The sequence below is a fragment of the Streptomyces sp. KLMMK genome (genome assembly GCF_036961605.1).
Taxonomy (GTDB): domain Bacteria; phylum Actinomycetota; class Actinomycetes; order Streptomycetales; family Streptomycetaceae; genus Streptomyces; species Streptomyces telluris.
In genome coordinates this window covers 1-13,434 of sequence record NZ_JBAMDC010000172.1, presented here as the reverse complement: position 1 = coordinate 13,434, position 13,434 = coordinate 1, and the positions used below count along the sequence as shown (strand labels likewise).

13 protein-coding genes are annotated in these 13,434 nt (G+C 73.8%); 10 read left to right on the top strand and 3 right to left on the bottom strand.

Annotated elements, in window-relative coordinates; all coding sequences use genetic code 11:
- Positions 1 to 10 precede the first annotated feature (10 nt).
- From V7793_RS22375 to V7793_RS22355, 5 genes are all read left to right on the top strand, one after another.
- Entirely contained in the window at positions 11 to 925 is a 915-nt protein-coding gene (locus tag V7793_RS22375) for an ABC transporter permease (protein ID WP_336009226.1), read from the top strand.
- Positions 922 to 1,767 carry an ABC transporter permease gene (locus V7793_RS22370; protein WP_336009225.1) on the top strand — a complete coding sequence of 282 codons (846 nt, stop codon included), beginning with the start codon at positions 922 to 924 and terminating at the stop codon, positions 1,765 to 1,767. Before V7793_RS22375 ends, V7793_RS22370 begins: the two co-directional genes overlap by 4 nt.
- 244 nt (positions 1,768 to 2,011) lie before the next feature.
- Entirely contained in the window at positions 2,012 to 3,637 is a 1,626-nt protein-coding gene (locus V7793_RS22365) for an ABC transporter ATP-binding protein (protein ID WP_336009223.1), read from the top strand.
- Between the two features lie 69 nt (positions 3,638 to 3,706).
- Positions 3,707 to 4,189, top strand: coding sequence for an Lrp/AsnC family transcriptional regulator (locus V7793_RS22360; protein WP_336009221.1), 483 nt, complete (start codon positions 3,707 to 3,709; stop codon positions 4,187 to 4,189).
- A 193-nt stretch (positions 4,190 to 4,382) separates the two neighbouring features.
- Positions 4,383 to 5,303, top strand: a complete 921-nt coding sequence (locus tag V7793_RS22355; protein ID WP_336009219.1) for a D-alanyl-D-alanine carboxypeptidase family protein — start codon at positions 4,383 to 4,385, stop codon at positions 5,301 to 5,303.
- Between the two features lie 122 nt (positions 5,304 to 5,425).
- Here the strand turns inward: V7793_RS22355 and V7793_RS22350 are convergent, their stop codons facing one another.
- Positions 5,426 to 5,857, bottom strand: a complete 432-nt coding sequence (locus tag V7793_RS22350) for a secondary thiamine-phosphate synthase enzyme YjbQ (protein WP_168091032.1) — start codon at positions 5,855 to 5,857, stop codon at positions 5,426 to 5,428.
- A gap of 83 nt (positions 5,858 to 5,940) precedes the next feature.
- Here V7793_RS22350 and V7793_RS22345 point away from each other — a divergent pair, with 83 nt between their 5' ends.
- The 5 genes from V7793_RS22345 to V7793_RS22325 all read left to right on the top strand — a co-directional run bounded on the left by V7793_RS22345 (position 5,941) and on the right by V7793_RS22325 (position 11,341).
- Complete coding sequence (locus V7793_RS22345) at positions 5,941 to 7,035, top strand: NAD(P)-binding domain-containing protein (RefSeq protein ID WP_336009216.1); 1,095 nt, start codon at positions 5,941 to 5,943, stop codon at positions 7,033 to 7,035.
- A 35-nt stretch (positions 7,036 to 7,070) separates the two neighbouring features.
- Complete coding sequence (locus tag V7793_RS22340) at positions 7,071 to 7,868, top strand: (Fe-S)-binding protein (protein WP_336009214.1); 798 nt, start codon at positions 7,071 to 7,073, stop codon at positions 7,866 to 7,868.
- Positions 7,865 to 9,352 carry a lactate utilization protein B gene (locus V7793_RS22335; protein ID WP_336009212.1) on the top strand — a complete coding sequence of 496 codons (1,488 nt, stop codon included), beginning with the start codon at positions 7,865 to 7,867 and terminating at the stop codon, positions 9,350 to 9,352. Before V7793_RS22340 ends, V7793_RS22335 begins: the two co-directional genes overlap by 4 nt.
- Entirely contained in the window at positions 9,349 to 10,044 is a 696-nt protein-coding gene (locus V7793_RS22330; protein WP_336009210.1) for a LutC/YkgG family protein, read from the top strand. The genes V7793_RS22335 and V7793_RS22330 overlap by 4 nt, the downstream gene beginning before the upstream one ends.
- A 100-nt stretch (positions 10,045 to 10,144) precedes the next feature.
- A complete protein-coding gene (locus V7793_RS22325; protein WP_336009208.1) occupies positions 10,145 to 11,341 on the top strand; it encodes a CaiB/BaiF CoA transferase family protein in 1,197 nt (398 codons plus the stop codon).
- Here the strand turns inward: V7793_RS22325 and V7793_RS22320 are convergent.
- Together V7793_RS22320 and V7793_RS22315 are read right to left on the bottom strand one after the other, a co-directional pair.
- On the bottom strand, positions 11,323 to 12,684 hold the full coding sequence (locus V7793_RS22320) for an MFS transporter (protein ID WP_336009206.1): 1,362 nt from the start codon (positions 12,682 to 12,684) through the stop codon (positions 11,323 to 11,325). The genes V7793_RS22325 and V7793_RS22320 overlap by 19 nt on opposite strands.
- Positions 12,685 to 12,749: 65 nt before the next feature.
- Positions 12,750 to 13,434: ABC transporter ATP-binding protein (locus V7793_RS22315; protein WP_336009204.1), on the bottom strand; the 685-nt coding region annotated here is incomplete at its 5' end.

Here is a 13,434-nt window from a genome sequence, read left to right as displayed (position 1 = left end):
CCGCACCGGCGTGGTGCTCGCCAAACGGGCCCTGATGCTGAGCGTGCTGCTCGCCGTCGTCTTCGCCGCCATCGAGCTGCTGCCCGGCGACGCGGCCTCGGCCACGTCCGAACGCGGCGAGAGCGCCGCCGACACCGCGGCCCGGCGGCACCTGCTGGGCCTGGACCGGCCGGTGTGGGAGCGGTTCGGGGACTGGATGACCGCCCTGCCCACGGGCGACCTGGGCACCTCCGCACGGGGCGAACACGTCACCGGTCTGCTCGCCGCCCCCTTCCCCAACACGCTCCTGCTCGGCGCCACCGCCTTCGCCCTCACCTTCGCCGCGGCGCTCGCCCTGGGCTGCTGGGCCGCGCTGCGCCCCGGCGGCACGGCCGACCGGATCATCGGCTTCACCTCGGGCATCGCCCTGGCCCTGCCCGAATTCGTCGTCTCCGTCGGCCTGCTGCTCGTCCTGTCCCTGTGGACCGGCTGGCTGCCCGCCGTCACACTCACCGCCCCCGACGGCTCGCCCGCCTCCTGGACCATGCTCGTCATGCCGGTCCTGGCCCTCACCGTCCCGCAGGCCGGCTGGAACGCCCGGATCGTCCGCGGTGCGCTGGCCGACCAGGCGGGCGCACCGCACGTGGCCGCCGCCCGGCTGGACGGCCTCTCCCCGCGCCGCGTGCTGCTCCGCCACGCCCTGCCCGGCGCCTGGCCCGCCATCGCCACCGGCGCCGCGACCTCCACCGGCATGCTGCTGGGCGGAGCGGTCGTCGTCGAAACCCTCTTCAACTACCCCGGGCTCGGCACCGTCCTGTCCGGCGCCGTCGCCGACCGCGACACCCCGGTCATCGCCGGGGTCGTGGCCTGCACCGGCGCCGTCATCAGCCTCGTCCTGCTCGGCGCCGACCTCGTCCGAGCCCGCACCCTGGGAGCCCGCCCATGAGCTCCGCCGCCCTCGCCCCGTACCGCTCCCGCCGCCCCCCGGCCCGCGTCCTGCTCGCCGTGGCACCCGGGCTCCTGCTCACGCTGCTCGCCCTGACCGGCCCCCTGTACGCCCCGCGGACGGAGGCCTCCCCCGTCACCGCGCCCTACGCCCCGCCCGGCCGGGACGCCCTGCTGGGCGGCGACCAGCTCGGCCGGGACGTGCTGAGCCGCATGCTGCACGGCGGCAGCGCCCTCATCGGCAGCGCGCTCGCCGTCGCCCTGCTCGTCACCGCCCTGGCCGCCGTGCTGGGCTGCTTCGCCGTCCTCACCCCGGCGCTGGGACGGCTCGTCGAGCGCAGCGCCGACGTCGCCATCCTGCTGCCGCCCGTGCTGGGCATGATGCTGATCGCCCTGGCCTGGCCCGGCGGCGGGCGCCTCGCCGTCATGGCCGCCGCCACCGTACTCGGCGTGCCGTACGCGGTGCGCGTGGTGGCGAGCGCGGCCGCGCCCGTCGCCGCGGCGGGCTTCGTCGAGGCGGCCACCGCGAGCGGCGAACGGCTGTGGCACCTCGCCCTGCGCGAGATCCTGCCCAACCTGCGGTCCACCGTCCTCGCCCTGTTCGGCCTGCGCTTCGTCGCCGCCGTCTACGTCATCTCCATGGCCGGCTTCCTCCAGCTCGGCCCCCAGCCGCCGGCCGCCGACTGGGCGCTGATGATCCGTGAGAACGCCCCCGGCGCCCTCCTCAACCCCTGGGCCGTCGTCGCTCCCAGCATCGCCATCGGCCTCCTGGCCGTGAGCGTCAACCTCGCCGCCGACGCGCTCACGCCGGCGGCGCGGCGGGCGGGGGCGGGGGCGCGGTGACCCGTGCAGAACGGCTCGCTGCCGCAGAGCCGCGCGTTCCCGTAGAGCCGCGTGCTTCGGCGGGGCCGCGTCGGCGATCCGGATCCGGATCCGTGCCGCGCCCCGCGTCCGCGCCGGAGCTCCGGCCCGCCGCCGGATCCGTCCCCGAGCCCTCGCCCCACCCCTCACCCGCCCTCTCGCCCGACCCTTCGCCCGCCCCTTCGCCCGTTCCTTCGCCCGTCCCGCAGAGGAAGGCTCCCCGGCCATGACCGACGGCCCGACCGCGGTGAGCGTCACCGACCTGGAGATAGGCATACCCGGCGGCCCCGCCCTGCTGGCCAAGACCAGTCTCGGCCTCCGGCGCGGCCGCATCACCGCCCTCACCGGCCCCTCCGGCTCCGGAAAGTCCACCCTGCTGCGCGCCGTCATCGGCGACCTGCCCGACGGCGCCCGCGTCTCCTCGGGAACGGTCGAGGTTCTCGGCCACGACGTCCTCGCCCTCCCCGCGGAACGGCTCAGGCACCTGCGGCGCCACCACGTCGCCTACGTCGGCCAGGACCCCGGCTCCGCGCTCGACCCCCGCATGCGGGTCCGCCGGCTCGTGGCCGAGACCGCTGCGGACCCCTCTCCCGAGGCCGTACGGGACCTGCTCGCCGAGTGCCGCCTTCCGGTCGGCGACGGGCTGCCCGACCGCCGCCCGGGAGCCCTCTCCGGCGGGCAGCAGCGCCGGGTGGCCCTGGCCCGCGCCCTCGCCCGCCGCCCCGGCGTCCTCCTGCTGGACGAGCCCACCGCAGGGCTCGACACCGCCTTGCGCGACGAGATCTCCGACCTCCTGTGCCGGCTCGCCGCCACCCGCCACATCGCGGTCGTCCTCGCCTGCCACGACCCCGGACTCGTCGACCGCTGCGCCGACGACGTCGTCGACCTCGGCACGGCCTCGGCGGCACGCCGGGCGGCGCGACCGGGCGGGACGGGGAGAGGACCGGCGGCGGACGCGGCCCTCAGGATGTCTGCGGGCACATCGGGGGGCGCGCCTGGGAAGGCGTGGGCGAAGTCATCGGCGGAGGCGTCCGCAGGGGCGTTCGCGGCGGCTTCCACGTCGCCGCCGGCGGACACTCCTGTCAGCGCGCCGCCGCCCCATGGCGACGCGCCCGGCTCCCTGCTGGCCGCCCGGGACGTCACCGTGGCGTTCACCCAGCGGGGACGGACGCACCGGGCCCTGGACGGAGCCGGCTTCTCGGCTGCCCCCGGCAGCTCCACCGGCATCATCGGCCCCTCCGGCTCCGGTAAGACCACCTTGCTGCGCGTGCTCGCCGGGCTGCAGCAACCGGACGCCGGCGTCCTCTCCTTCGACGGACGGCCCTTGCCCGCCGGGGCGCGCCGGCGCAGCCGCGCGCAGCAGCGCCGCATCCAGCTGATTCCCCAGAACCCGCTCGGGGCCCTCAACCCGGCCCGCACCGTGGGTGCCACGCTCGCCCGTCCCCTCCGCCTCCACCGGGCCGCGCCGAAGCCGGAGATCGCCGACCGGGTGGCCGGGCTCCTCCACGACGTCGGTCTGCCGGCCGACTTCGCCGGCCGCTACCCGCACGAGCTCTCCGGCGGGCAGCGCCAGCGCGTCTCCATCGCCCGCGCGCTGGCCCCCGGCCCGGACGTGCTGCTGTGCGACGAGGTCACCTCCGCCCTCGACCCCGGCACCGCGGCCGCCGTCATGGACCTCCTCACCCGGCTCAGGGCCGAGCGCCGGCTGACGCTCGTCGTCGTCAGCCACGAGCTCCACCTCGTCGCGGCCTGCACCGAGACCGTCCACGTCCTCGAAGCGGGCCGGGTCACCGGGACCGGACCGAGCGGGCACCTGCTCCGGACGGGCAGCACTCCTCCAATGGCTCAATGACAGAGCCTGCCGCAGGGCCATTGGTACAGTGACCGGCCGGAGACGCCGACCACGAGGAGGGCGCCGGCCATGGCCGTCGACGCACTGGACGCGAAGATCCTCCGGCTGCTCCTGGAGCAGCCCCGCACGAGTGTGCGCGAGTACGCGCGCGTGCTGGGCGTCGCCCGCGGCACGCTGCAGGCCCGGCTGGACAGGCTGGAGCGCGACGGCGTGATCACGGGTACGGGTCCGCGCCTGTCCGCCGCGGCGCTGGGCCACCCCGTGCTGGCCTTCGTGCACATCGAGGTCACTCAGGGGCGCCTCGACACGGTCGCGGAGGCGCTCGCGGACGTCCCGGAGATCATCGAGGCGTTCTCGATCACCGGCGGCGGCGACCTGATGGCCCGGGTGGTCGCCCGGGACGCGGGGCACCTGGAGGACGTGATCCAGGTGCTGGTGCAGACACCGGGGGTCGTGCGCACGCGCACGGAGATGGTGCTGCGCGAGCGGGTGCCGTACCGGGTGCTGCCTCTGGTGGACGCGGTGGGGCGGGCCGCCCAGCGGGGTGCGTGAGGCCCAGCGGGAGGGACAGGACGCGGCCGAGCGCGGGCCCTGAACCGGACCGCCCGTCGCGGCCGGACAACTGACGCACCCCCAGTTCCTCCCCCAGGTTCTCCCCGTCGGGAAACCGGTGCGATTATCGGCTCGCTCAGCAGTACAAGCGAGACGACTCGCTCATCTCGACACGCGAGAAACAGAGGCATACATGGAGCGATCCGGAAGACCGGTCCGCCGCTGGGGCGCGGCCGCGGTCGCATCGGCCGCGGCGTTCGCCGTCGTCCTCCCGGCGACGGGCGCGGAGGCCGCGAGCGGCCCGTCGGTCGGCGCGAAGGGCGCGTTCCTGCTCGACGGCAACCGCAACCGCCAGCTGTGGGGGAAGGACGCCGACACCAAGCGGCAGATGGCCAGCACCACCAAGGTCATGACCGCGGTGACCGTCCTGGACACCAAGGGCGTGGACCTCGACAAGAAGGTCACCATCAAGCAGTCGTACCGCGACTACGTCGCCCGGAACGGCGCCAGCACCGCCGATCTGCGCACGGGCGACAAGATGACCGTACGTCAGCTGCTGTACGGCCTCATGCTGCCGTCGGGCTGTGACGCGGCCTACGCGCTCGCCGACACCTTCGGCAGCGGCAGCACCGAGGCCGCGCGCACGAAGTCCTTCATCGCCAAGATGAACAAGAAGGCCACCGATCTGGGGATGAAGAACACCAAGTACGACTCGTTCGACGGCATATCGAGGGCCGGGGCCAACTACACGACCCCGCGCGACTCGGCGCAGCTGGCCCGGCACGCGCTGGGCAACAGCACGTTCAAGACCGTCGTCCGGACGACGGCGACCCGCCAGAAGGCGGCGAACGTCAACCGCACGTACTACTGGGACAACACCAACAAGCTGCTCGGCTCGTACAAGGGCGCGATCGGCATGAAGACCGGCACCGGCACGGCGGCCGGCGCCTGCCTGGTCTTCGCCGCCGAGCGCGACGGCCGCACGGTGGTGGGCGTCATCCTCAACGACGGCGCCAACCGCTACCCGGACGCCGTGAAGATGCTGGACTGGGCCTACCGGACCAAGACCGATGTGAAGCTGCGGCAGCTGCCCGAGTCGGCACAGCGGGACTGACGGCGGGGGATGCGGCGACCCTCACGGCGGGACTGCTGCCGGCCCGGCGGAGCCGTCATCCCTGTCCCGGCAGCAGGCCTCGCGGCGGGGCGGGGACGGGCGGAGCCCGGTGCTCAGCCGAATCAGCCGAGGAATGTCAGCCGCACCTGGCGGTCGGGGTTGTCCCTGTTGGTGTCGACCAGGCACACCGACTGCCAGGTGCCCAGCTCCAGCCGCCCGCCGATGACCGGCAGGGTCGCGTGCGGGGGTACGAGGGCGGGCAGCACGTGGTCGCGACCGTGGCCGCGGCTGCCGTGGCGGTGGCGCCAGCGGTCGTCCGCCGGCAGCAGATCCTGAAGGGCGGACAGCAGGTCCTCGTCGCTGCCGGAGCCGGTCTCCAGGACGGCCACGCCGGCCGTGGCGTGCGGGACGAAGACGTTGAGCAGTCCGTCGCGGCCGGCGGCCGCCTCGCGCAGGAAGGCCTCGCATTCGTGGGTGAGGTCGTACACCGTCTCCGAGGAGCCGGTGGCGATGTCGAGGACGTGCGTACGGAAGGTGCCATGGGTGTCTGCCATGGCACCATTTTCTTACGCGCCCCGGGGAAGACCGCGAGGAGAGGGCCGGGAAGATACGGCCCGCCTCTCAGGTTAGTAGAATCATGAACAATCTTGTGGTGCGTGAGACCGGGGTCGTGGTGATCGGCGCGGGGCAGGCGGGCCTCTCCAGCGCCTACCACCTGCGCCGCGCGGGGTACGAGCCGGACCGGGACTTCGTCGTCCTGGATCACTCCCCGCGGCCGGGCGGAGCCTGGCAGTTCCGCTGGCCGTCGCTCACCTACGGCAAGGTGCACGGGATGCACGCCCTGCCCGGCATGGAGCTGACGGAGGCCGACGGCTCACAGCCCTCCTCCGCGGTGATCGGCGGCTACTTCGCCGACTACGAGCACGCCTTCGACCTGCGCGTACACCGCCCGGTCGACGTCCGCGCGGTACGTGAGGGGCAGGACGGACGGCTGACGGTCGAGAGCTCCGAGGGCCTGTGGTCGGCCCGGGCACTGATCAACGCGACCGGGACCTGGGACCGCCCCTTCTGGCCCCGCTACCCCGGCCAGGAGACCTTCCGCGGCCGCCAGCTGCACACGGCCCACTACCCCGGACCGCAGGACTTCGCCGGGCAGCGCGTCGTCGTGGTCGGCGGCGGCACCTCCGCGGTGCAGCACCTGCTGGAGATCGCCGAGGTGGCGGCCGGGACGACCTGGGTGACGCGCCGGCCCCCGGTCTTCCGGGAAGCCCCGTTCGACCAGGAGTGGGGGCGCGCCGCGGTGGCCCGCGTCGAGGAGCGGGTCCGGCAGGGCCTGCCCCCGCAGAGCGTCGTCTCCGTGACCGGGCTGCCCATGACGGAGGCCATGGAGCGGGCGCGAGCCGCCGGCGTCCTGGCCCCGCGCCCCATGTTCGACCGCGTCACCCCCACCGGCGTGCAGTGGGCGGACGGCAGCGCCGTCGACGCCGACGTCATCCTCTGGGCGACCGGCTTCCGGGCCGCCGTCGACCACCTCGCCCCTCTGAAGCTGCGCGAGCCCGGCGGCGGCATCCGCATGGAGGGCACACGCGCGGCGCGCGACCCCCGGGTGCACCTCGTCGGCTACGGGCCCTCCGCCAGCACCATCGGCGCGAACCGGGCGGGCCGCGCGGCCGTACGGGAGATCCGCGCCCTGCTCGGTTCTTCACAGCCGCGGGTCCCTGCGGCAGTATGAGGCTCCCCGGATGATCACGACGCGAGGAGGGGCGCATGCGCGTGGGGCTGTTCGTGACGTGCGTCAACGACACGCTCTACCCGCGGACCGGCCGGGCGGTCGTCACCCTCCTCGAACGGCTCGGCGTGCAGGTCGACTTCCCCGCCGGACAGAGCTGCTGCGGCCAGCCCTTCTTCAACACCGGATACCGGCACCGAACCGAACCGCTGCTGCGCCGCTACGCGGCCGCCTTCCGTGACCACGACTACATCGTCACCCCCTCCGGCTCCTGCGCGGCCATGGTCCGCGACAACTACCCCCGGATCGCCGCGAAGGCGGCCGCCGAGGGGCGCCCCGGGGCGGTCCCGGGACCGGTGGCGGAGGCGGCGGCCAGGACGTACGAACTGACGGAGTTCCTGGTCGACGTCCTCGGGGTGACCGACGTCGGCGCCTACTACCCCCACACCGTCACCTACCACCCCACCTGTCACGGGCTGCGGGTCCTCGGACTCGGCGACCGGCCACGGCGGCTCCTGGAGCGCGTCGAGGGCCTGGACCTGCGCGAACTGCCGGGCGCGGAGGAGTGCTGCGGCTTCGGCGGCACCTTCGCCGTCAAGAACCCCGCCGTCTCCGCGGCGATGGGCGCCGACAAGGCGCGCGCCGTCACCTCGACCGGAGCCCGCGCCCTGTGCACGGTCGACAACTCCTGCCTCATGCACATCGGCGGGATCCTCGCCCGCGAGGGTTCACCGGTCACCCCCGTGCACATCGCCGAGATCCTGGCCGGCAGCAAGGAGAACGGTACCGGCGGGGCCCCCGCGGGCGACGGAGCCGGCCGGGGAGCCGCCCGGTGACCGGCACCTACCTGGGGATGCCCTCCTTCCCGCGCGCCGCCGACGCCTCGACCCGTGACCACCGCCTGCGCGCCAACCTCCGGCGCGCCACCCGCACCATCCGCGCCAAACGCGACCGGGCCGTCGCGGAGCTGGACGACTGGGAGCGGCTGCGGGCCGCCGGCGCCGCGGTCAAGGACCGGACACTGCGCCACCTCGACCACTACCTCCTCCAGTTGGAGGAGTCGGTGACCGGGGCCGGCGGCACGGTCCACTGGGCGGCCGACGCCGCCGAGGCCAACCGCATCGTCACCGGCCTGGTCCTGGCCACCGGCGAACGCGAGGTGGTCAAGGTCAAGTCGATGGCCACGCAGGAGACCGGCCTCAACGCAGCCCTCGCGGCGGCCGGTATCCGGGCGTACGAGACCGACCTCGCCGAACTGATCGTGCAGCTCGGCGACGACCTTCCCTCGCACATCCTGGTGCCCGCCATCCACCGCAACCGCGCCGAGATCCGCGACATCTTCCGCCGGCGGATGGCCGACTGGGGGCTCCCGGCTCCCGAAGCACTGACCGACCGGCCCGCCGATCTCGCCGAGGCCGCGCGGCTGCACCTGCGGGAGAAGTTCCTGCGGGCCAAGGTGGCCGTCTCCGGGGCCAACTTCGCAGTGGCGGAGACCGGGACGCTGGTCGTGGTCGAGTCCGAGGGCAACGGCCGGATGTGCCTCACCCTCCCCGAGACCCTGATCTCGGTGGTCGGGATCGAGAAGGTCGTGCCCGCCTGGCGCGACCTGGAGATCTTCCTCCAGCTGCTGCCGCGCTCGTCGACGGCGGAGCGGATGAACCCGTACACCTCGATGTGGACGGGCACCACCGACGGCGACGGCCCCCGCGCCTTCCATCTGGTGCTGCTCGACAACGGCCGCACCGACACCCTCGCGGACCCGACCGGCCGCCAGGCCCTGCGCTGCATCCGCTGCTCGGCCTGCCTGAACGTCTGCCCCGTGTACGAGCGGGCCGGGGGCCATGCATACGGATCGCCGTATCCCGGACCGATCGGGGCCGTCCTCACCCCCCAGCTCCGCGGCCTCGCCTCGCCCCTGGAGGAGTCGCTCCCGTACGCATCCTCGCTGTGCGGCGCCTGTTTCGAGGCCTGCCCGGTGGCCATCGACATCCCCGAGATCCTCGTCCATCTGCGGGAGAGGGTCGTGGAAGGGGGCACGGTGACACTGCGCGGCACCCGCACCGTCATCAAGCCGGCGAAGCGGCACGCCACCGAGCGCGCCGTGATGCGTGCCGCGGGCTGGGCCTTCGACCACCCCCGCGTGCTGCGCCGGGGCCAGCGGCTGCTGGCCCGGACCCGTGGGCTGCACCCCGGGCGGCTGCCGGGACCGGGCCGTGCCTGGTCGGACACGCGCGACCTGCCGGAGGTGCCGCCCGAGTCCTTCCGCGACTGGTGGGCCCGCACCCGCGGCGGCCCCGGCCGGGAAGGAGAGCCGTCATGAGCAGCGGGCCGAACAGGGAGTCGGGCAGGGAGTCGAGCAGGGAACGGATCCTGGGCCGGGTGCGGCGGGCGCTCGCCGACGTGCCTGCGTCGGAGCAGCCGGGGGATCATCCGGTCCCGCGTGACTACGCCGCGCAGCACGGCGAGCGCACGCATGCAGCGACCGTTGCCCTTCTGGCGGAGAACCTGGCGGACTACCGCGCACACGTCCACCACACGGAAGCGCCCGGCCTGCCCGCGCTCCTCGCCCGCCTGCTCGGCGAACGCGGCACACGCCGGGTGGTCGTACCGCCCGCCCTTCCGGACGGCTGGCTCGCCGCCGCCGCACCGATCGAACTCGTCCGCGACTCCCCCGCCCTGACGCCCCGTGAACTGGATTCCATCGACAGCGTGGTGACCGGCTGTGCGCTGGCCGTCGCCGAGACCGGGACCGTCGTGCTCGATGCGGGCCCGGATCAGGGGAGCCGGCGCATCACCCTCGTGCCGGACCATCACCTCTGCGTGGTGCGGACCGACGACCAAGTGGTCTCCTCCGTGCCGCAGGCCCTCCGGCGGCTGGCCCCGGCACGGCCCCTGACCTGGATCTCGGGACCGTCGGCGACGAGCGACATCGAGCTGGAGCGGGTCGAGGGCGTGCACGGGCCGCGCACCCTGGAGGTGATCCTGGTGGCGGGCGATCCACGCGAGCTGTGAGCTGCTGTTCATGGCCGCGACACTATGCCGGGACCGGTGCCCAGTGCGCCGGGCTGTCCACAACCCCGGTCATATGAACTGCCCGGCGGAAGGAGCCGAGTTGAAGCCGCCCCTGCACGACGTCACGGTCGTCGCCCTCGAACAGGCCGTGGCCGCACCCTTCGCCACCCGGCAGCTCGCCGACCTCGGCGCCCGCGTCATCAAGATCGAACGGCCGGGGCGCGGGGACTTCGCCCGCGACTACGACCGCAGGACGAAAGGGCTCTCCGCCTATTTCGTGTGGGTCAACCGCGGGAAGGAGAGCGTCGTCCTCGACCTGAGGACCGAGGCCGACCGCGCGCTGCTCGACCGCCTCCTCGCCCGCGCCGACGTCTTCATCCAGAACCTGGGCCCCGGCGCGGCCGGGCGGCTGGGCCTCGGCTGCGAGGCGCTGCGCGCCCGGCATCCCCGGCTGATCACCTGCGACGTCTCCGGGTACGGCGCGGAGGGCCCGTACCGCGACAAGAAGGCGTACGACCTGCTCGTGCAGTGCGAGGCCGGGCTGGTCTCGCTCACCGGCCACCCCGGCGCCCCCGCCCGCCCCGGCATCTCCGTCGCCGACATAGCAGGCGGCATGTACGCCTACACGGGCATCCTCACCGCTCTCTACGAGCGCGAACGCACCGGCGAGGGCACGGCGCTGTCCGTCTCCCTCTTCGACGCGCTCGCGGAGTGGATGGGGCAGCCGTACTTCGCGGAGGCCTACGGCGGCGCCCCGCTGACCCGCAGCGGCGCGCGGCACCCGTCCATCTCCCCTTACGGCCACTACCGCTGCGGCGACGGCGGCCAGGTGTTCCTGAGCGTGCAGAACGACCGGGAGTGGGTGGCCCTGTGCGAACGCGTGCTGCGGCGGCCCGCGCTGATCCGCGATCCCCGTTTCGCGGACAATCCCCTGCGCCGGGCTCATGACGAGGAGCTCACCGCCGTCATCGAGGAGCAGTTCGCCGCCCACACCGCGGACGGTGCGGGGGCCCTGCTCGACGGAGCCGGCATCGCGAACGCCCGGCTGCGGACGGTGGCCGAGTTCACGGACCATCCGCAGCTCGCGGCGCGCGACCGGTGGCGCGAGTTCGGCTCCCCCGCCGGTCCGCTGCGCGGGCTGCTCCCGCCGGTGGAGGTGAGAGGGCGGGAGGCGGCCATGCGAACGGTACCGGCGCTGGGCGAACACACGGACGCCGTCCGTGCGGAGTTCGCCGAGCAGGAGCCCGCTGGCGTGGATCCCTCCGGGCCCGGGGCGGATCAGCTGCCGGCAGGCTGAACGGAGCGGTCGAGCGGCCGCTTCGCCGTCTCCGGCAGGATCACGTAGACGCACGCGGACACCAGGCAGAGCCCCGCCACGTACCAGGGGAACGCGCCCGGGTGACCCGAGTCCTTGAACCAGGTGCCGAGGTAGGGAGCCGTGCCGCCGAAGAGCGCCACGGTCAGTGAGTACGGGAAGCCGATCCCCGCAGCCCGTACGCGCGCGGGGAACACCTCGGCGTTCACGGCGGCCGCGATGGAGGTGTAGCCGGTGAGCAGCACCATGCCGGCGCACTGCACCAGCAGCAGGGAGACGAAGGAGCTGCCGACCGCGTGCAGGAGGGGAACGGCCAGGGCGGCGAAGCCCACCGCGAAGCCGATCAGCAGCGGCTTACGGCCGATACGGTCGGACAGCAGCCCGCCGAGGGGCTGGAGCGCCGCGAAGAAGGCCAGCGAGATCGTGCCGACGGCGAGCGCGTCGCCCTTGTCGAATCCGGCGTTCATCTGGGCGTAGGTCGGCAGATAAGTGGTCCAGGTGTAGTAGGCGAGGGTGCCGCCGGCGGTGATGCCGCAGATCAGCAGGGACTCGCGGGGGTGCCGTCGCACGGCTTCGAAGAGCGCCGGCCGCGCGGACTCCTTCCCCGGTACGTCGTGCGTCTCCTCGGCGCCCTGCCGGATCCAGAATCCCGCCAGGCTGATGACCGCTCCGATGAGGAACGGCACGCGCCACCCCCAGTCGCCCATCTGCCCCTCGGTGAGGAGGTGGGCAAGCAGTGCCGCGATGCCAGAGGCGAGGAGCTGGCCGATGGTCGTGGACACGTACTGGAAGCTGGAGAACAGCCCCCTGCGGCCCGGGCCCGCGGACTCCACGAGGAACGTCGTGGACGCCGCGAACTCCCCTCCGACCGAAAGCCCCTGGATCAGCCGGGCGATCACGAGGACCACGGGGGCGAGCACACCGGTGGCGGCGTAGGTCGGGGTGATCGCGAGGAGCAGGCTGCCGGCGCCCATGAGCAGGATGGTGACCGTGAGGGCGGCCCGCCGGCCGCGCCGGTCGGCGACCGCACCCATGAGCAGGCCGCCGACCGGGCGCATGAAGAACCCGACCGCGAAGACGGCGAAGGTCGAGAGCAGGGGCACGAGGGAGTTGCCGGAGCCCTTGGGGAAGATCTGATCGGCGAAGTAGACCGCCAGGAACGAATAGGCGTACCAGTCGTACCACTCCGCCGCATTGCCCACGGACGCCGCGGCGAGCTGGCGCAGCGAAGAACGGGGCGGTGGCGCGGGGACGTTCGCGGCTCGGAGGTCGCCGGTGCCGGTGCCGGTATCGCCGCCGGCGGACAGAGGCTCGGATCGTTTCATGATCCCTTGGATCCCCCGGGCAAGCCTCCCGCACACCCGTGCGAGGACTCTCGGTCCGGTGCGGCCTACCCGGTCACGGCGTCGGCCGTGGCACGGCCGGCGTCCCTGCGCACGAGCGCGGCGTAGTGCCCGTCCTCCGCGAGGAGTTCCTCGTGGGTGCCCTGTTCGGTGACGCGCCCGCGGTCGAGGACGACGATCCGGTCGGCGTTGCGGACGGTCGAAAGGCGGTGGGCGATGGTGATGGTCGTCCGCCCGGCGGAGAGGGCGTCAATGGCCTCCTGGACGGCGTGTTCGGTGCGGGTGTCCAGGGCGCTGGTCGCCTCGTCGAGGATCAGCACCGGCGGATCGCGCAGGATCGTGCGGGCGATGGCCAGGCGCTGCTTCTCGCCGCCGGAGAAGCGATAGCCCCGCTCGCCGACGAGGGTGTCGTACCCGTCGGGGAGGGCGGCGATGTGGTCGTGGATCTGTGCGGCGCGGGCCGCCGATCTGATCTCCTCGTCCGTCGCGTCGGGCTTGGCGAACCGGAGGTTGTCGGCGACGGAGGCGTGGAACAGATAGGTCTCCTGGGAGACCACGCCGACCGCCCGGGCCAGGGTGTCGAAGTCGAGGTCGCGGACGTCGGCCCCGTCGAGCAGGACGCGGCCGCCGGTGACGTCGTAGAGGCGGGGGACGAGATAGCTGAGCGTGCTCTTGCCGGAGCCGGTCGGCCCGACGACGGCGAGGCTTCCGCCGGCCGGCACGGTGAGGTCG